The sequence below is a fragment of the Soehngenia longivitae genome (assembly GCF_004684055.1).
In the GTDB taxonomy this organism is placed as follows: domain Bacteria; phylum Bacillota; class Clostridia; order Tissierellales; family Tissierellaceae; genus Soehngenia; species Soehngenia longivitae.
Window position 1 is genome coordinate 1 of record NZ_SRIB01000001.1, and the last position, 19616, is coordinate 19616.

The 19616-nt window shown below is 31.6% G+C and carries 22 protein-coding genes; 19 read left to right on the forward strand and 3 right to left on the reverse strand.

Annotated features, from left to right (window positions below; genetic code table 11):
- The first annotated feature begins 140 nt into the window (after positions 1–140).
- Genes E4100_RS00005 through E4100_RS00020 form a run of 4 tightly spaced genes read left to right on the forward strand, consistent with a single transcriptional unit; the run spans position 141 to position 3143 of the window.
- On the forward strand, positions 141–1085 hold the full coding sequence (locus E4100_RS00005; protein WP_135269720.1) for an LCP family protein: 945 nt from the start codon (positions 141–143) through the stop codon (positions 1083–1085).
- Positions 1086–1108: 23 nt separating this feature from the next.
- Positions 1109–2119, forward strand: coding sequence for a type 2 isopentenyl-diphosphate Delta-isomerase (gene fni, locus E4100_RS00010; protein WP_135269721.1), 1011 nt, complete (start codon positions 1109–1111; stop codon positions 2117–2119).
- Positions 2120–2160: 41 nt separating this feature from the next.
- Entirely contained in the window at positions 2161–2400 is a 240-nt protein-coding gene (locus tag E4100_RS00015) for a glutaredoxin family protein (protein WP_135269722.1), read from the forward strand.
- A complete protein-coding gene (locus tag E4100_RS00020) occupies positions 2397–3143 on the forward strand; it encodes a biotin--[acetyl-CoA-carboxylase] ligase (RefSeq protein ID WP_135269723.1) in 747 nt (248 codons plus the stop codon). The genes E4100_RS00015 and E4100_RS00020 overlap by 4 nt, the downstream gene beginning before the upstream one ends.
- Position 3144: 1 nt before the next feature.
- Here the strand turns inward: E4100_RS00020 and E4100_RS00025 are convergent, their stop codons facing one another.
- Together E4100_RS00025 and E4100_RS00030 are read right to left on the reverse strand one after the other, a co-directional pair.
- Positions 3145–3678, reverse strand: a complete 534-nt coding sequence (locus E4100_RS00025) for a biotin transporter BioY (protein WP_135269724.1) — start codon at positions 3676–3678, stop codon at positions 3145–3147.
- A gap of 56 nt (positions 3679–3734) precedes the next feature.
- Positions 3735–4421, reverse strand: coding sequence for a hydrolase (locus tag E4100_RS00030; RefSeq protein ID WP_135269725.1), 687 nt, complete (start codon positions 4419–4421; stop codon positions 3735–3737).
- Between the two features lie 97 nt (positions 4422–4518).
- On the opposite strand from E4100_RS00030, the gene E4100_RS00035 reads away from it, so the two are divergent.
- From E4100_RS00035 to E4100_RS00105, 15 genes are all read left to right on the forward strand, one after another.
- A complete protein-coding gene (locus tag E4100_RS00035) occupies positions 4519–6489 on the forward strand; it encodes a helix-turn-helix domain-containing protein (RefSeq protein ID WP_167792027.1) in 1971 nt (656 codons plus the stop codon).
- A gap of 142 nt (positions 6490–6631) precedes the next feature.
- Entirely contained in the window at positions 6632–8020 is a 1389-nt protein-coding gene (locus E4100_RS00040) for an MATE family efflux transporter (protein WP_135269727.1), read from the forward strand.
- A 53-nt stretch (positions 8021–8073) separates the two neighbouring features.
- Entirely contained in the window at positions 8074–9126 is a 1053-nt protein-coding gene (gene corA, locus E4100_RS00045) for a magnesium/cobalt transporter CorA (RefSeq protein WP_167792028.1), read from the forward strand.
- 91 nt (positions 9127–9217) lie between these two features.
- On the forward strand, positions 9218–9703 hold the full coding sequence (locus E4100_RS00050) for an ECF transporter S component (RefSeq protein ID WP_135269729.1): 486 nt from the start codon (positions 9218–9220) through the stop codon (positions 9701–9703).
- Positions 9704–9786: 83 nt separating this feature from the next.
- Positions 9787–10869: a nicotinate-nucleotide--dimethylbenzimidazole phosphoribosyltransferase gene (gene cobT / locus E4100_RS00055; protein ID WP_135269730.1), complete on the forward strand. Its 1083-nt coding sequence runs from the start codon at positions 9787–9789 to the stop codon at positions 10867–10869.
- A 1-nt stretch (position 10870) separates the two neighbouring features.
- The gene (gene cobU, locus E4100_RS00060) at positions 10871–11407 is read left to right on the forward strand and encodes a bifunctional adenosylcobinamide kinase/adenosylcobinamide-phosphate guanylyltransferase (RefSeq protein WP_135269731.1); all 537 of its coding nucleotides are present in this window, start codon (positions 10871–10873) and stop codon (positions 11405–11407) included.
- The gene (cobS, locus tag E4100_RS00065) at positions 11404–12147 is read left to right on the forward strand and encodes an adenosylcobinamide-GDP ribazoletransferase (RefSeq protein ID WP_135269732.1); all 744 of its coding nucleotides are present in this window, start codon (positions 11404–11406) and stop codon (positions 12145–12147) included. Before cobU ends, cobS begins: the two co-directional genes overlap by 4 nt.
- Positions 12132–12701 carry a histidine phosphatase family protein gene (locus E4100_RS00070; RefSeq protein ID WP_135269733.1) on the forward strand — a complete coding sequence of 190 codons (570 nt, stop codon included), beginning with the start codon at positions 12132–12134 and terminating at the stop codon, positions 12699–12701. Before cobS ends, E4100_RS00070 begins: the two co-directional genes overlap by 16 nt.
- Before the next feature lie 8 nt (positions 12702–12709).
- Positions 12710–13363 carry an HAD family hydrolase gene (locus E4100_RS00075; protein WP_135269734.1) on the forward strand — a complete coding sequence of 218 codons (654 nt, stop codon included), beginning with the start codon at positions 12710–12712 and terminating at the stop codon, positions 13361–13363.
- Positions 13364–13375: 12 nt separating this feature from the next.
- Positions 13376–14170 carry an adenosylmethionine decarboxylase gene (gene speD / locus E4100_RS00080; RefSeq protein ID WP_135269735.1) on the forward strand — a complete coding sequence of 265 codons (795 nt, stop codon included), beginning with the start codon at positions 13376–13378 and terminating at the stop codon, positions 14168–14170.
- Between the two features lie 12 nt (positions 14171–14182).
- Complete coding sequence (gene speE, locus E4100_RS00085; RefSeq protein WP_135269736.1) at positions 14183–15049, forward strand: polyamine aminopropyltransferase; 867 nt, start codon at positions 14183–14185, stop codon at positions 15047–15049.
- 60 nt (positions 15050–15109) lie between these two features.
- Positions 15110–15649 (forward strand): NADPH-dependent FMN reductase, encoded by a 540-nt coding sequence (locus tag E4100_RS00090; RefSeq protein ID WP_135269737.1) that lies wholly within the window; start codon positions 15110–15112, stop codon positions 15647–15649.
- 12 nt (positions 15650–15661) lie between these two features.
- Positions 15662–16624 (forward strand): D-alanine--D-alanine ligase family protein, encoded by a 963-nt coding sequence (locus tag E4100_RS00095; protein ID WP_135269738.1) that lies wholly within the window; start codon positions 15662–15664, stop codon positions 16622–16624.
- Positions 16625–16628: 4 nt separating this feature from the next.
- The gene (locus E4100_RS00100; protein ID WP_135269739.1) at positions 16629–17984 is read left to right on the forward strand and encodes a TRAP transporter large permease subunit; all 1356 of its coding nucleotides are present in this window, start codon (positions 16629–16631) and stop codon (positions 17982–17984) included.
- A gap of 12 nt (positions 17985–17996) precedes the next feature.
- Positions 17997–18248 (forward strand): hypothetical protein, encoded by a 252-nt coding sequence (locus E4100_RS00105; RefSeq protein WP_135269740.1) that lies wholly within the window; start codon positions 17997–17999, stop codon positions 18246–18248.
- A 15-nt stretch (positions 18249–18263) separates the two neighbouring features.
- Here E4100_RS00105 and E4100_RS00110 read toward each other — a convergent pair whose 3' ends face one another.
- On the reverse strand, positions 18264–19499 hold the full coding sequence (locus E4100_RS00110) for an aminopeptidase (protein ID WP_135269741.1): 1236 nt from the start codon (positions 19497–19499) through the stop codon (positions 18264–18266).
- Between the last annotated feature and the right edge of the window lie 117 nt (positions 19500–19616).

Below are 19616 nucleotides of genomic sequence, written 5' to 3' on the forward strand. Positions count from 1 at the left end.
CCGCCGTATACGAGAACCGTACGTACGGTGGTGTGGGAGGTCGGAAAATAAAATAATTATTTTCCTCCTACCCGATTATAATATTGTAATTATAAATATTATATAGTATTATAACTATATAATATTTTAAGAGGTGGAAGATGAAAAAGCAATTTATAACAGTATTTATAGTATCGCTAATAGCTTTTGCATCCATATATGCAGTATTAGCAAATACTATTTTTGATGAAGAAGAAGTTGTAGCACAAGATCCAAATAATCCCGTAGATGAAGAGCCAATTGAAAATGATAAAAACGAGTTGATTTTTTTGCTTTTAGGTGTAGATGCAAAAGATCTCGATCATGCTAAAGGGACGAGAACTGATACTATGATGCTTACCAGAGTAAATTTTGATACTGGGAAAATATCATTATTATCAATCCCTAGGGATACTAGAACTATGGTGAATGGAAGATTAGATAAAATAAACGCTGCCCATGCATATGGTGGAGTTGATATGTCAATGGAAGCTGTGAGTGATTTATTGGGAATTGACATCGATTATTATGTACTAGTCGATTATCAAGTTGTAAAAGATGTAGTGGATGCAATAGGCGGAGTAGATGTTGAAGTGCCATTTGACATGAAGTACGATGACCCAACAGCCGATCCACCACTTCATATAAATTTAAAAGCAGGGTTTCAAACTTTAAATGGACAAGAAGCACATGATTTTTTAAGGTTTAGACATAATAACAATTTCACAGTAGGTTATCCTGAGGGTGATGTTGGGAGAATAAAAACTCAGCAGTATTTTATGAAAGAATTAGTAAAACAGACTTTGACTCCTAAAAATATATTAAAAATTCCTGCTCTGATAAAGACATATTATGATAACGTAGAGACTAATATACCACTTAATTATGTATTAAAAGGCGCAGCTATGGTTAATAAAATAGATCCAGATCTTATGGAAACAGCTACCATTCCTGGAGAAGGAGAATATATTGGTGATATAAGTTATTTTATTTATGATGGGGAACAAATGCAAGAGTTGGTAAATAGCATGTTTGGAGATTACATAGTGGAACCAATGGTTCCCTAAATAAATATCAAAGAGGTGTAAGAATGAGAAAAGCCAGAAAAAAAGAGCATGTTGAAAACTACCTAAGGACCTCTTTTAAAGGCGATAACTTATTAAGTGATGTATATTTACCGCATAACGCATTACCAGAATTAAATTTCAACGATATCGACACTTCACTTGTATTCTTAGGAAAGAAAATTGACTATCCAATACTGATAAATGCTATGACAGGCGGTTCTGAATTCAGTGAAGAAATAAATAGAGATTTGTCAAATATTGCAAAAGATTTTAATATTCCTATGGCAGTAGGTTCTGAAACGATAGCCCTAGAAGAGAAAGAGGCTGAAAAATCCTTCAGAGTAGTCAGAGATACAATTGGAGATGAAGGAATAGTAATAGGAAATATTGGTGGACTTTCATCGCCAGAAGATGCGAAAATTGCAATTGATATTTTAAGAGCTGATGCCCTCCAAATACATTTAAATGTAGCGCAAGAGTTAGTCATGGATGAAGGAGATAGGGATTTTAAGGGAGTTTTAAAAAATATTGAGTCAATAGTTAATAGTGTAGAAGTTCCCGTCATAGTTAAAGAAGTAGGATTTGGGATTAGCTATGATGTAGCAAAGAAATTATATGATGTTGGAGTAAGGCACGTTGATGTATCTGGATATGGAGGCACAAACTTTATAGAGATAGAGAATTTAAGGAATCCATCTATGGATTTTACAGAGTTATATTCATGGGGCATACCAACAGCAGCAAGCATTATACAAGTTAGAAAACTGCCAGATGATTTGAGTATAATTGCAAGCGGCGGAATAAGAACAAGCATGGATATTATAAAATCAATTGTCCTTGGTGCGGATATTGCTGGAATAAGTGGTGAAATACTTTCTTATCTAGTTCATGGAGGAATATTAAATGCTAAAGAATATATGGATAATACCATATATAAACTAAAAGTCATTATGTTGTTATTAGGGAAGAAAGATTTAAAAGAATTGAGAGAAGTAGACTATAAATTGACAGGAAAATTAAGAGAAATTATTTAAAGGATTCTTTTGAATCCTTTGAATAATTTAAGGAGGAAATTATGGATTTAAAATTGTATTATATGGATTACTGTCCTTTTTGCGATAAAGTCATAAATTATATCAACAATAACAAACTTGAAATTGAGTTGAAAAATATAAATATAAAAGAAAACTATGATGAACTTATATCAAAAGGTGGCTTAGATCAAGTTCCTATGCTTTTAATTGACGGGAAACCTTTATACGAATCGGAAGAAATAATAAAATTTTTGAAAGGCATTATAGAAAAAGTAATATGACAAATCAAAATAGGTTAATAGGGAAAAAAATATTGCACTTTGATGTGATAGATTCAACAAATGAATACGCTAAAAAGAACTTTTTCAAATTAGAAAATGGAGCAGTTATCTTAAGTGATGAGCAAACTAAAGGTAGAGGGAGAGTCGGAAGAGGTTTTATTTCCAATAGAGGAGGGCTTTTTTTTAGCGTAGTCTTCCACTCTAAATTGGATATATCTAAATTGCCTATATACACACAATTAGCATCTGTGGCTGTTTTTAAAGCATTGGAGGATTTATCTATTAATGCAAAAATAAAATGGCCTAACGATTTGTATATAAATGGATCAAAGGTGTGTGGGATACTTACAGAACTTGTTGGGTCTAAGGATTTTCATGGAATTATAGTAGGAATAGGAATCAATGTAAACAATAAAAAAGATGAATTTATAAAACAAAATATCTGCGCTTCTTCAATTGAAGAAGAAACAGGATTAAAAGTTAACAGAAGTACATTATTAGAAAAAATACTACTTTATATAGATGAAATTTTTCTTGACTATGAAAAAAATAGTGATTTTATAAAATATAAGCCGATTTTAACAGATAATTCTTTAATAATAGGTAAGGAAATAGAGATAACTTTTGGAAATGAAAAAACAATCGCCAAAGCTTTAGACATTGACGAATTTGGAAATCTAATCATTGATTTTAACGGGCAGATAAGTGCTTTAAATGCAGGTGAAGTGCATATCAAAATGTAAATTATACTTTATCTTTTAACCTGTAACCTAAAATTGAGGCTAATATCAATTTTAATATATCACTAGGGATAAACGCAAAAAAACCTATTTTCAATATGTAAATTACAGTTAGACCTTCATCTAAATAGAAATTAAGTATGAAGGCCATATATGGAAGACCTATTAGGTACATTACTAAGCTAGAAATTATACTAGCTTTGATGAAACTTACAAAGGTCTTTTTCTTTTGTGTAAAAAATCCTGATAAAAAAGATGCTGCAATAAAACTTAAAAGAAAGCCAAAACTGGGTTTAAAAATAGTTTGAATTCCACCAGTCATAGATGCAAATAGGGGTAAGCCCATTAGCCCTAAAATTAAATAGACAGCTTGTGATAAAGCTCCTAAAGATGGGCCTAAGAGAAATCCAGACAACATTACAAACAAACTTTGCATAGTTATTGGAACGACTCCTAAAGGGATGCTTATAAAAGCTCCCATAGCTGTCAATGCCGCAAATAAAGCTACTTTTGTGATATCACTTGTTTTTCGGTTCATACTTACCTCACAGTAAACTATTTATACAAATAGCTTACTATGAAGCAAGTAAAAAATCAATGTTCTTGTCCTTTTCGATATTTTTCCATTACTTCAGAGAAAATTTCACCATTGGTTGGAGGAGTGTAAGTAATTGCGTTTGCACCAGCTTCAATAGTTCTCAAAATGCTTTCATCAGTAGGACCTCCAGTTGCTATAATCGGAAATTCCTTTCCTATTTCAGAACGGATCATCTTTACTATTTCATGTGTATTTGCTCCTCCTGATACATTTAAAATCCTCACACCTGCATCTATCTTACTCTTATAATCATCTTTCATTGATACGACAGTGCCTATGATAGGTATGTCAACAACTTCATACATTCTCTTTATCACTTCGGGTTTTGTTGGGGCATTGACCACTACGCCATAAGCTCCTAATAATTCAGCTTGTAATGCTATTTGTACAGATCTTTCTCCTGTAGTAAGCCCACCTCCAACGCCTGCAAATACAGGTACACTTGCGACCTCGAGTATAGAGTGAATGATGGATAATTGAGGTGTAAATGGGTATACAGCTATGATTGAGTCAGCATTTGTATTTTGTATGATAGCTACATCAGTAGAAAACAATAGGGATTTTATTCGAGTTCCAAGTATTTTAATCCCACTTGCTTTATATATGACTTCAGGTACCTTTACTATTTTCTCTCTTAATTTAGTATTTATCTCTGGGACAAATTTATTTTTTTCATTATCCATATTTAACCCTCCAATAATTTATATATGTTTATATTACCCAATCGGGTATAATATTATCAGAATAAATATTAATTTTTAAATGATTGTAGGTGAAACAATGCGAAGAGAAAGAGTTGAATATATGAAAGACTTGCCTTTAAACATAGAGCTTTTAAAGGTGAGTGAATATCCTCTACATTGGCAAGATAGCTTGGAAATACTATTTATGCTAAAGGGAAGCATCATGTTAAATGTTGAAGCTGAGAGATATCCTCTAAAACAAACAGAGATTGAGATAATAAACCCAGATGAAGTATATAGTATGGAAGCAATTGATGAGGACAATTTACTATTGATTTTCCAAATAGATCCAATGTTTTTTGAATCATATTATGAAGATGCAAAAGATATTTTCTATTATACTGATACTACAAATTTAGGTGACCAAGAATCAGAGAAATACTATAGACTTAAGAAGTTACTGGCTATTATATTATACGAAGTTATTTCTAAATTAGACGATTATGAAGATGTAGTGGAAGAAAAGCTTCTTGATGCAATGTATCATCTTCTTAACAATTTTCACTATCTTTTTTATGATGAAGAAAGCTTAAAAGATGATGAAATTCAATTAGAAAGATATCATAGAATAATGAAATATTTAAGCAACAATTACATGAATAAAGTGAGTTTAAAGGACATAGCGAAACAAGAGTTTCTAACTTCTCAGTATCTATCATATAAAATTAAAGAAGTCTTTGGAAAAGGATTCAATGACTATTTAAATCAGATAAGAGTTGAAGAATCGACAAAATTACTTTTGGATACGGATAAGTCAATCAGTGAAATTGCTGAGGATGTAGGGTTTTCGCATGTGAGATACTATAACAAGCACTTTAAAAATCATTATAATATGACACCTCTTCAATACAGAAAAAAATATAAAGTAAGCGATAAAGAACTTGAAAGATCAAAAAGAATAGAAAACATGAATTTATCTGAGGCACTTATTTATTTGGAAAGTTATTTATCTGACTATGAAAGATTTAACTACGACAATAGAATCATAAAACTCGATATAGATTTAAAAAAAGACCCAATAGATACTTTTAATAGACCAGAAATAATAGATATAGGAGATGTTTCGCTGTTACTTGAAGAAGAAAACAGAAAAATACTTAAAGAAATCCAAACTGAAATTGGATTTAAGTATCTAATAGTTGACAATTTATTTTCTGATGACATGGATATCTACAAGGGTAAAGATAAAAGGTTTATAAATTGGACTAGGGTAGAGATCATACTTGATTTTTTAGAAGATATTAAGCTTACCCCAATCATATCAACAAAAGGTGTTCAAAAACACATAGTAGAAGATTTTATAAAAACATTTTCTAATAATTACTCAAAATTAGATGATTGGCTAAACCTAGACTTGAAAGAATTTGAAATAACATATCCCCTAGAAGATATATCTCCAAAGCATGATACGTTATTTATGTCAAATTACATCATTTATAGCTACACAATAGAGAATAAAAGATTAGTGATGAATGTAATAGATGAAATTTCTAAGGATACAGTACTTACAAACGAAACTTTTTTTGGAGGAAAAGGAATATTTACAGCGAATTACTTAAATAAACCCTCATTCTACGCATTTAAGTTTCTTTCACTTTTAGGAGAAGATGTCTTATATAAAGACGATGGTTATATAGTCACAAAATCTGAAAATGGATATCAGATACTTTTATACAATCCTGAAACTATATCGGAAGATGAGATATACAGCGATAAAGAATTCAAGAAATTAAAAGAAAAGAAAATATCATTGAACTTTTTTAACACCGAGCATAATTTTCAAATAACAAAATATGATTTAAACAAAAGCCATGGTTCAGTATATGACAAATGGATCTACTTAGGCAAACCTGAAAGACTCACGAGTGAAAAATGGAGCCTATTAGATAATTATGTACATCCATATGTGAGCTTCTACTTTTCAGAAAAAACCAGTATATTCAATTTAGTTGCTAAAATTAAACCGAATGGATGTGTACTGTTTACACTAAATTATGGACTGAATTAAGAAATTAAATGTACTATGTTAAGATTTTTAAAATTTTAGACAACTTAAAACAACCTAAAATAATCCTAAAAAGAGGACAATCCAGTCAATTACTTAAAATCCCCAAGATGATAAAATATTAATATCAAATGGGGGTTTTAATATGAGCAGTAAAGAATTTGGAGAAGAAAAAATATCAAAATTGTTGATAAAGTTTTCAATTCCAGTAATCATATCAATGCTCGTCAATGAATTATATAACATGGTTGACACATTTTTTGTAGGGAGAGTTGTAGGCGGAGATGGTATAGCAGCAATAATCGCTGTTTTCCCATTTCAAAGAATTATAGTTGCATTGAGCGTAATGATTGCAGTAGGGTCTATGACATCTTTTTCAAGGCACAATGGAGAACGAGATTATAAAAAGGCAAAAGAAGTTTTGAATACAGGTTTTTCAATGATATTTGCAGTAATGATACCTTTAGTACTTCTAGTTCTTATTTTTAAACAAAATATCATTGGAATTATTGGAGCTGGAGAAGCAGTAGAAGCATTAGCTTCTACATATCTAGGAATAATAATATTTGGAGTCGTATTTTTAGGGCTTACAGTTTATATATCACACACTATGATTGCTCTTGGCAACACAAAAGTATCTATAGTGAGTACGAGTTTAGGAGCAATAACCAATGTAATATTAGACTATATATTAGTTGTTGGATATGATTTTGGAGTTGCTGGTGCAGCCTTAGCCACAACAGTATCACAAATAGTGGGGTTTATATATGCTTTTTATAAATTCCAAGAGATGAAAAAAGCAAATGGAATATCATTTAGGTTTAATATCAATTCTAAATATATTTTTCCAATATTACTAGTCGGTATTTCGTCATTTGTAATAGAAGCAGAGGATGGAATACTAATGGGAAATTTAAGCAGTCTTTTGACGAGTGCAATTGGAGATGAAGGACTTGTTATATTAGGGATAGTATCAAAAGTATACATGTTCTTGTTTATTCCTATATTTGGGATAGCTCAGGCAATGCAACCAATTGCAGCATATAATCTAGGAGCGAATAAGCCAAGAAGGCTTAAGAAATTAATGACAAGGACAATAATATTTTCATTTATTGCATCCACAGCACTTTGGATATTATCTTTGATCTTTGCACCAAACATGATTAAGCTATTTATCGAAGACGAAAGAATAATAAAAGATGCAGCTTTTGCATTTAGAATAATGATTTCAGCATTTCCACTACTTAGTGTATATTATGTGTCTATATTTTATTTTCAAGCTATGGGCAAAGCTAAAACATCACTTGCCACAGCAATCTTAAGGCAACTGGTTATCATGCTTCCAATCTCAATATTGTTAGTTAAGGGTTTAAACTTAGGAAGTTTAGGAGTATGGCTTGCATACCCTATATCAGATTTCTTATCCAGTTTAGCTGCTTTCATGCTTATTAGAAATGAAGGAATTGAGTTAAATATACAAATAAGCTCTCAAAAGCAAAATGTGGAAGAGATGGCGTTAATTACAAGAGAATAAATATGATATAATAAAGAGTAGATAATATCTACTCTTTTTTTTGGAGGAAAATGATGAAGAATAAGAAGAATTATTATAAAAAGAAGCAACAACCACCTGGAACGCTTGTTTATACAGGGGATCAATCTGATGATTCACAAGAACTTCATTTGATAACTTACAATAAAGATAAAATAGTACATAAAAAAATAAAAACTATAGATGAATTTATCAATGAAGAGAATTTAGGAATAAAATGGCTAGATGTAATTGGGTTAGCTAATGTTCATTCGATTGAAGAAATAGGGCAAAAGCTTAAAATTCACAGATTGATATTAGAAGATATACTCAATACAAGACAAAGAGCAAAACTCGAAGACTATGATGATTCATTATTCTTAGTAATTAAAAAATTATCTTTATTAGAAGGCATAGAAATAGATGCAAAACAAATATCAATAATTATTAAGGAAAATATGGTTATAACATTTCAAGAATATGACGAAGATGCATTTAAACTCATTAAGAAACGTCTGGAAGAAGGGGCACATGTGAGAGCGCTGGGAGCAGATGATTTAACATATGCTATAGTCGATTCTATAGTAGATGGGTATTTCGATGTTATGGAAATTCTTAGTGAAGAAATTGATAAAACAGAAAATGAACTAATGGATGATCCCAAAAAGGAAATTTTAAACAGAATCTATTCCTTAAAAAGGCAGATAGTATTTTTTAGAAATACGGTTTGGCCAGTAAGAGATATTGCTAATACCTTATCTAGAGGTGAAATAAAGCTTATAGATCAAAAAACATCGTATTACTTTAGAGATGTTTATGATCATTCAATTCAAGTAATTGAATTAATAGAAACTTACAGAGATACTATATCAGGTATGATGGATATATATTTATCAAGTATTAGCTCAAAGACTAATGAAGTAATGAAAATACTCACTATATTTTCAGCTATTTTTATACCTCTAACATTTTTAGCAGGGGTTTACGGTATGAATTTTATCTACTTCCCAGAATTAAAATGGAGATATGGATACTTGGGATTTTGGATAGTTAGTATATTGATCACAGCTGCAATGATTAAATATTTAAAAAGCAAAAAATGGTTATAGATATTGATTTTTAAATTGAATAGTGTTATTCTATTAATGGGTACAGTTTAACTAATTTATAAACTGTAACAATACACATTGGAGGTATTATATGAATAACACTAAAAAATTGGTTTCATATGGAGTGTTGATGGCTTTAACAGTAGTTATGACAATGGTAATTCACATACCTTCTCCTGCTCAAACTGGATATATAAACTTAGGAGATATGGTAATATTTATTGCAGCATTTTTCTTTGGTAAAAAAGCTGGATTTTTAGTAGGGGGAATCGGTTCAGCTATTGCGGATTTATTACTAGGTTATAGTGTATTTGCACCTGTTACATTGATAGCAAAAGGATTGGAAGGATTTATAGCAGGAGCTATTTTCGAAACAGATTTAGGTAAAAAACACCCAATCTTTCCTTCGTCAATAGGTGGACTAATAATGGCACTTGGTTATTTTATTGCTGAAATATTTATGTTTGGATTTAATGCTTCATTGATTAATTTACCAGCAAATATTGTGCAGGGCTTGTTCGGGGCAGTAGCTGCGAGCATGTTGTATAAATTATTAAAAGGCAAGATAAATTTATAAGCTCCTTTCTGGGAGCTTTTTTTATAATGAAACATATTGATAAATTTGATAAAATATAATTAGTAATTGTTCAGGAGGATTAAATGGATAAATTAAACAACACTTTAAATTCAATAAAATTTCTCGACCATGCGGTCATGGACGAAACTAAAAAGCGTTGGGACTCACTAGTTAAGCCAATAGGCAGTCTTGGATTAATGGAAGAAATAACTATTAGATTATCTGGTATTTACAGAACCACAAAATTTGATATAGACAAAAGAGCTGTAGTCGTCATGGCTAGTGACAACGGAATAGTTGAAGAAAATGTTACGTCATCTCCACAAATATTCACTAGAATTTTAGTAGAAAAAATGGCTAAAGGGATCACTGGTGTAAGCGTCATGTCTAAAGCCGCAAATGCTGATGTAATTGTAGTTGATATAGGTATAAATGGAGATGTAAAAGAAGAAAATGTCATAAATAGAAAGATCAGATATGGAACAGATAATTTCACTAAATCCTTTGCTATGACCTATGATGAAGCTATAAAAGCTATAGAGACTGGGATAGAGGTTGCAGATGATTTATTTAACAAAGGATATAAGATATTGGGAACTGGAGAAGTAGGAATTGGCAACACTACAACTTCTGCAGCTGTAATTAAAGCTATTACTGACTTTCCTATAGACGATATAGTTGGTAAAGGTGCAGGCATCACAGATGAGCAGCTTGTGCTTAAGAAAAAAGCAATAATTAAAGCTATTGAGTTACATAAACCAAATAAATATGATGTTATAGATGTTTTGTCAAAAGTAGGAGGACTAGATATAGCTGGCCTTGTGGGCGTGTATTTGTCTGGTGCAAAAAATATGAAACCTACAGTCATGGACGGCTTCATATCACAAGCTGCAGCATTGTGTGCAATAAAACTCGATGGAAGAGTAAAAGACTACATAATACCATCCCATCTATCAAAAGAACCAGGGGCAAAATTTGTGTTCAATGAAATTGGACTTAAACCAATGCTCGACTTATCTATGAGACTTGGAGAAGGAACAGGTTGTCCATTAGCTTTTCAAATAATAGATACCGCAATATACACTTTAAATAATATGGCTACATTTGAAGAAGCAGAGATTGAAAAAGAACTACTAGTTGATATAAGTAAAGACGAGGAGAAATAATATGATAACTCTTGTAACAGGTGGAGCGCGAAGTGGAAAAACCAATTTTGCACAGAAAAGGCTAATGAGTAAAAAAGATGTTGTGTACATAGCGACTGCGAAAGTAGAAGATAGCGAAATGGCTGATAGAGTAAAACATCACAAAGATTCAAGGCCAAGCTCATGGAGAACTTTTGAAGCGTATTATGATTTACAAAATGCTTTAGGCAAAGAAGACAACTATATATTAGATTGTGTTACAAACTTATCATCCAATATAATGTTTGACTTATCTAAAGATGTTGATTTTATTGATGACAAATTGCAACAAGTAATAGAAAAAGAGATAATGAAACAATTAAACGATCTCATTTTGAAGATTCGAGAAGAAAATAAAAATTTGATTTTAGTGACTAACGAGCTTGGAGATTCAATTGTGCCACAACACCACATTTCAAGAGTATTTAGAGATATACAAGGTAGGGTGAATCAGAACTTAGCAAGTATTTCTGACGAGGTGTATATAGTAATTTGTGGAATCGAAGTGAAACTAAAATGATAAATGGGTTGATACTGGCATTTGAATTTTTTTCAAGACTCCCTTTTAAGAAAAACATAGATTTTACGAGAGAAAACATCTCATATAGTGTTTTTTTTATGCCGTTTGTTGGATTGACTATTGGATTTATATCTGCAATATTTTTTAATATAATAGCTCAATTTGACAGATTGATGGCGAGTTTTTTTACTGTAGCAATTATGATGATTTTAACAGGAGGGCTTCACATAGATGGGCTTTCTGATACATTTGATGGATTTCTTTCTAATAGAAACAAAGAAAAGACACTAGAAATAATGAAAGACAGTAGAATTGGGACTTTTGGAACGATTGCTATAATTTTTGTCGTATTGGGTAAAATATTATTGATATATAGAATCACAGAAAATATAAATACTGCAATTATTTTTTCTATGGCTAGTTCAAGACTTGCAACTAGCATAAATATTGCCCACAAAAAATGTGCTAAAAATGATGGATTGGGATTTTTATTTTACAACAGTAAACCCTTAAACAAAGTTATAATCAGCTCAGTATTGTATGTTTTATTCATTTCAATTGAAAACATATATAATATAATACCTCTTGTAGTGACTATAATGTTTAGTTTAGCATTTGCAAAATGGGCTGATAGAAAAATAGGGGGAATTACTGGAGACATAAACGGAGCAACAATTGAATTAGGAGAGATGGCCTCTCTTTTAGTGTATTGGGGGATAGAGCAATGGATATTATTCTAATTAGACATGGGGAATCAGAAGACAATATTAAAAGAGTCTTAAGTACTGACGAAACACCACTTACAAAAAAAGGAGAAATGCAAATAGAAAGGATAAAGCCGTTAGTAGCTGAGCTTGATTTTAAAGATGTATACATCAGCCCATTGAAAAGGACTATTATGACTAGTGAAATCTTAGAAATAAATGGTTCGTTGGAAAACAGAGTTAGAGAAATAGATTTTGGCATATTCAAAGGCTTAGGATATGAAGAATTTATGAAAGTTTACCCTGAAGAAGGGAAAAAATGGGTAAGTGATATTAAAAATTATCAGATACCTAATGGGGAAAGTTTAAAAATGACATATCAAAGAGTTGTTGATTTTTTAGAGGAGATTATAAATATTGGCGAAAACTCTTTGGTGATCACTCACGAAGGGATAATAAAATTAGCATTTTCATGGGTATTTGACAGTGACGAGTATTTTAATAAATTCATGGCATCAAATGGGAGCGTAAACATCATATCGATAGATAAAGATTATAAATTTATTAAAAAACTAAATGCGAGAGGATAGGTATTGCCATGCACAAAATAAATGGTATAATATTCGATTTAGATGGAACATTGTTAGATACGATATATGATATAGCAGATAGTATGAATATTGTTTTAAAAAAATATGGATATCCAATTCATGAATATGAGGAATTCAAAGAATTTTTGGGGAATGGCTTTAGAAATCTTGTAAAAAGAAGTTTACCAAAAGAAGCTGATGAAAGCACAGTGGATAGAGCATTAGAGCTTTTTACGAGTGAATATGAAAAAAATTATATGAATAAGACGAAGCCATTTGAAGGGATTAAATACATATTAAAAGTTTTACAGGACAAAAAGATTAAAATGGCTGTAAATTCAAATAAAAAGGATCTCTTTACAAAAAACTTGGTTGACAAATTTTTTTCAGATATCAATTTTGTGAGTGTTTATGGAGATAGAGAAGGGATAAAAAGAAAACCTGATCCTCAAACTTGTTTAGAGATAGCAAAGACAATGGGATTATCGTCTAACGAGATAATCTACATTGGCGATAGTGAAGTGGATGTAATGACTGCTAAAAATGCAAATATGATGTCTGGGGTTGTTGCATGGGGGTATAGAGATTTAGAACAATTAGAAAAATACGATGTTGATCACATTTTCTATAATCCAAATGATATATTAAAAATAATTGAATGAAAGGGTTGAAAAATGGAAAAGATAAGGTTATACGGATTTAACAATTTAACTAAGAGCTTAAGCTTCAATATTTATGATGTTTGTTATGCAGTTTCAGATGAAGATAAGAAAAAATACATTGAGTATATAGATGAACAGTATAATTCAACCAGGTTAACAAATATATTAACAGAAATTACCAAAATGATAGGAGCAAATATATTAAGTATTGCAAAACAAGATTACCAACCTCAAGGGGCGAGTGTGAACTTTCTCATTACTGAAGAAAAGGTAGATGATTCGCTCATTGACCCTTCTTGCAATAAAGGAGAAATTCATTTAGATTATACAAATGTAATCGCACATTTAGATAAAAGCCACATAAGCGTTCACACTTATCCAGAGTATCACCCGGATAAAGGTATAATGACATTTAGGGTAGACTTGGATGTTTCTACTTGTGGGAAGATATCACCGCTAAAGGCTTTAGACTATTTATTTGATAAATTTGATTCAGATATTGTCATTTGCGATTATCGAATAAGAGGATTTACAAGGGATATTGATGGGCGAAAGCTTTTTAAAGATCATGATATCAATTCTATACAAGATTTTATATCCCAAGAAAACAAAGACAAATACAATATGATAGACATAAATGTATATGAAGAAAATATATTTCACACTAAGATGCTTATAAAAGACTTAATATTGGATAACTATCTATTTGAAAAAAGTGAGAAAGATTTAACTGAGGATGAAAAAGAGGATATACTCTACAAATTAAATATGGAAATGCATGAGATATATTATGGAAAAAATTACTAGGAGGTTTTATAAATGGAACTATGGTTTACAGAGAAATATTCTCAAAACTGTGGCTTGACAATAAATGTGAAGAATGAAATATACAGTGAGAGAACTAAATATCAAGATATAGCATTTTTTGATTCATATGATTTTGGAAGATTTTTTACATTAGATGGGTACATGATGGTGAATGAAAAAGATGAATTTATATACCACGAAATGATAACGCATGTTCCTTTAGCAGTAAACCCTCAAATTAAAAAAGTATTAGTGATTGGCGGTGGTGATGGAGGAACTATAAGAGAGTTAAGTAGATACGAACATATTGAGTTGATACATCATGTAGAAATAGATGAAAGAGTTGTTGAACTGTGCAAACAATATCTTCCACAGACAGCTTGCAAACTTGATGACGAGAGAGTTGAGGCTTTTTACACTGATGGAGTGGAATTTGTTAAGGGAAAGGAAAATTTCTATGATTTAATTTTAGTGGATTCTACTGATCCAATAGGACCTGGAGAGGGTCTTTTTACTAAAGAGTTTTATAGAAATTGCTATAAAGCTTTAAATGAGAATGGAATATTAGTTAATCAGCATGAAAGCCCATATTTCCCCACCAATGCAAAAGAGATGAAAAAAGCTCATGCTAAGCTAAAGGGGATATTTGAAATATGTAAAGTATATCAATTCCATATGCCTACATATGCAAGTGGACACTGGCTTTTTGGATTTGCAAGCAAGAAATTGGATCCTATAAAGGATCATAAAAAAGATGAATGGGAAAAATTCAATATAGAAACGAAATATTACAATTCTTTACTCCACGAAGGAGCTTTTGCTCTTCCAAATTATGTTATAGATTTGTTAGAAGAAGCTAGTGAGGAAGATATGAAATAGCGCCAATTATTTGGTGCTTTTTTTTACTTTGGGGTAAATATCTAAAAAAGGGGGATTTCTATGGAAATAGTAGCTATAGTTGGAAGTTTGAGGAAAGAATCTTATAATTTAAAAATAGCAAAGTTTATAAAAGATAGGTATAAAGATAAATTAAACATTGAAATTCTAATACCTGATTTGCCAATTTTTAATGAAGATATTGAAAAAGATCCACCTGTTGAAGTTATTGATTTCAAAGAAAAAATAAAAAATGCAGAGGGAGTTCTAATTGTAAGTCCAGAATATAATCACTCAATACCTGGAGGGCTTAAAAACGCTCTGGATTGGTGCTCTAGGGGAGATAGAGTGTTGGCAAAAAAACCTGTATTTATAGTTGGAGCATCTAATGGAAATGTAGGAACTGCAAGAAGTCAAATGGACTTAAGAACAGTTCTAAATTCACCTGGATTAAATGCATTTGTCTTACCTTCCAATTTAGTTCTCATACCAAATGTACAGACTCTATTCAATGAAAAAGATGAGTTTGTTGATGAGAGAACTATAAAATATTTAGATAAAGTAGTTGATAATTTTATTGACTGGAGGATGAAAATGAGTTAAGGGGGTTTTAAAATGAGAGTGGGGTTAGTATACACTGATACCAATAAAAGGAATAGTTTGTTTGATCCTCATGGTAATATTCAAACGAATAATACTGTAGCGGCCATAAAATCAGCATTAGAAAATAAAAACCACGAAGTTATAATGATACCTGCTGATATTGACATGTTGATCAAAATTAAAGAAAAAAATTTGGATGTTATTTTTAATGCATGTACTGGGATTAAAAATAAAAAAGAACAAGCCAATGTAGTGGCAATGCTTGAATTACTTGATATACCTTTTGTCGGGAGTGGCTTGTCAAGCCACATATTTGGACTTCACAAAGAAATCAGCAAGGTGCTATTTAGAAAGATGGGGATTCCAACTCCAAATTCTCAGCTATTTTACAGTGATGATACGAAGTTAGATGGGAATTTGAGATTTCCGTTGATAGTTAAACCCGAACATGAAGGCTCGAGCTTAGGAATTGATAATGAAAGTGTCGTATATAATGAAAAAGCTCTTTACGAAAAAATAAAAGAAGTAATAGACAAATTCAATCAACCAGCACTAGTAGAAGAGTACGTAAATGGCAGGGAATTTACTATAGGTATATTAGGAGACAAAGACATTCAAGTGTTTGAAATATTAGAGGTTATATATTCTAAGATGGAAGTTAATTTTATGACTGTAAGCATAAAGGCAAAAGACGCAGCAGGGTATGAATGTCCAGCTAATATTGATAAGGAACTTGAAGTAAAATTAAAAGAATATGCTAAAAGAGCATTTAGAGCATTAGAACTTAGAGATTATGCAAGAGCAGATGTGAGATTAGATAGATATAACAACCCTTATTTTATAGAGATAAATACTCTACCTGGACTTGAGCCTGGATACAGTGATTTTCCTAAAATGGCTGAAAAATCAGGGCTTAAATATGATGACTTAATAGAGAAATTAGTTCTATTAGCATATAACAGGGGAAAGAAGTGATTTTATGCCTATTGAAATATTATATATAATCATTTTACTTGCAGTGATAACTGTAGTATTTATGGGATTAAAAAGACCTATATATGAGGCCATGTTTATTGGGCTTGTTTTACTTACTGTTATCACTGGAAACATTAGAAATTTAGGTAGATATCTGATTGAACCATCCACAAATACGCTATTTTTTGCAATTGTTGAATTTCTAGCACTAGCCTATATTTTCAGCGAAACTAAAGTGATAGAGGACATAGTTAACTTTATACTCTCTATAGTAGGTAGATTTAAAGGTGGAGCTGGGTATGCGAGTTTAATTTCTAGCACATTTATGGCATCTCTGTCAGGTACTGGACCTGGGAATGTTGTGGCAGATGGTGTGTTTACAATACCTGCCATGATAAAATCCAATTTTCCAAGAGAGTTAGCAGCAACTGTTGAGATGTCAGCTAGTTCCCTAGGGCCTATTCTTCCTCCTTCTGGAACAATTCTTTTAGCATTTGGAGTATTAGATGCTCTTTTCCCTGGAGAATTCAATCTTTCAAACTTTTGGATTGCAGTTTGGGGAGTTGGGATTTGGTTTATTCTACAACGATTAGTATTATTGTATTTGTTATGTAGAAAATATAAAGTAGACGCACTAGACAAAGAAGACATTCCAAGTATAAAAGAATCCTTTAAAAAAGGCTGGAAAGCACTAATAATACCAATTTTAATATTTGCACCATTCTTAGTTGATTTTACATTAGGGGAAACCTTCATAACATCAAGGCTAGGTGAAGACGGAGCAAATGCTTTTTCAAATTTAGTTATTATCTTTGCACCTGGAATAGCTGCAATATATACATTTATAATAGCAAGATATGACAAATCAAAGGAAGATATAAAATTAACATCTTTTTTTAGAAACTCAATTCCTCATATAGTTCCTGTCGCCGCAACAATATATTTTGCTTATTCGCTTTCAGCACTATTCACAGAGATAAATTTAGCAGAAAATCTAGGAGCCTATATAGACAACTTTAATATGGGGAGGATTGGGTTAGGAATATTTTTCCCAATATTTACTATGGTTCTTGGCATGTTTCTTCCGGGTTCATCTCAAGTAGCTATATTTGGAAGTATCATTATTGCTAGCTTAGTTAATGTTGGATTAAATCCTCTTTTAGTTGCAGCTATTTTACCTGCAATAACTGGTGGGATGGAAGGTATGACACCTCCATTAGCATTAGCTCTATACCCTGCTGTAGGAATTGCAGAAGCTGACATGAAAAGTTCTATGAAGTTAGCTTTATATTGGGTATTAGGGCACTTAATAGTGGCTATTCTAATACTTTTAAACATTCTCCCTGTGCCATTTTTATAGGAGGTGAAGTAAATGAAAATTAAGATTGGTGAAATTTTAGAAAAAATATTCAGCATAATAATGCTTTTATCTATAATTAGCACGGGGATAATTTTTCTTTTATTTTTAATTAGCATTATCGTAGGAAATGACTTAGGTAATGCTATCGCTCTTTGGATAAAAAATGAATTTATAAATCATATAATAAGGTTAACTGCCATTGCAGTATTGTGTGGTTTAGTGAAGATGTATATTTTAAAGGAACATGAGCTTACAATAAAATAGGCTGCAAAAAGCAGCCTATATGTTCCATTCTCCATTTTCAAAAATTATATATTCTTCTCCGTCTTCAGTTTCTCCAACTATCGACAAATCACTAGTTCCAACCATGAAATCGACATGTATTAACGAATCATTTACTCCGTTTTCATCTAATTCTTTTTCACTCATATTTACACCATTTTCAATATTGGTTGGGTAAGCTTTCCCAAGTGCAAAATGACAGCTTGCATTTTCATCAAACAAAGTGTTTTTGAACAATATGCCTGCTTTTTGGATTGGGGAAGAATATGGAACTAAAGCCACTTCTCCAAGCCTTCTAGCACCTTCGTCCATGTTGAGCATTTCTTCTAATATGGATTTTCCCTCTCTGGCATCAAAGTCTACTACTTTGCCATTTTCAAAGACCAATTTAAAATCTTCAATCAAATTTCCTGAGTAATTAAGTGGTTTTGAACTGTACACAACGCCGTCTACACCATATTTATGGGGCATAGTAAAAACCTCTTCGGTTGGCATGTTAGCAACGAAGTAAACACCTTCGCTATTTTTACCACCACCACCGGCCCAAATATGATTTTTTGGCAAATTGACAGTAAGATCTGTCCCGTTAGATGAAGTATAATGAAGAGTTTTAAATTTCTTTTCGTTTAAATAATTCATTCTTCTTTCAAGAGACTCTAAATGATCTTTCCAAGCAGCAACAGGATCATCTAAATCTACTCTAGTAGCTTTAAAAATAGCATCCCAAAGTTTTTCTACGGCTTCTTTACTTGATAGATCTGGAAACAAGCTCTTAGCCCAATTGAGAGTAGGTATGGAAATAACGCACCATGAATTTATATCATTCATAGTATACTTTCTGAACTCTCTTAGTCCAATACTGGAAGATTTATTAGCCGCAGCTATTTTTTCTGTGTCGATTCCCTTTAGTAAATTTGGATCATCGGCATGGATGCTAATAAAACCGGCACCTTTTTTTGCATAATACTCCATCATATCAGCTCTCCACTTTGGAAATTCCTCAAAAACTTCCATGGGAGCATTTTCGTATTTCAACCTAGTCAGTACATCATCATTCCAATTTACAAAGACTTCAGATGCTTTTTTTGCATAGGCGAATTTCGCTAATTCTCTTACAAATTCAGCGCCTTCCACAGGAGCTGTAATAACAAGTGGCTCGTTTGCTTGAACATTTATGCCGACTTCAACAACTAATTTGGCATAATCAGAAACTTTTTCTTCAAAACTCTTCATTTAATCACCTCGAATTTTTATTATGTTCATATTTTAGCCTATTAATCGTTAAATGTAAATCTAATTAATTCGATTAGTGAATAAAAGTCATAAATTTGGGAAAATATATTAAAAACG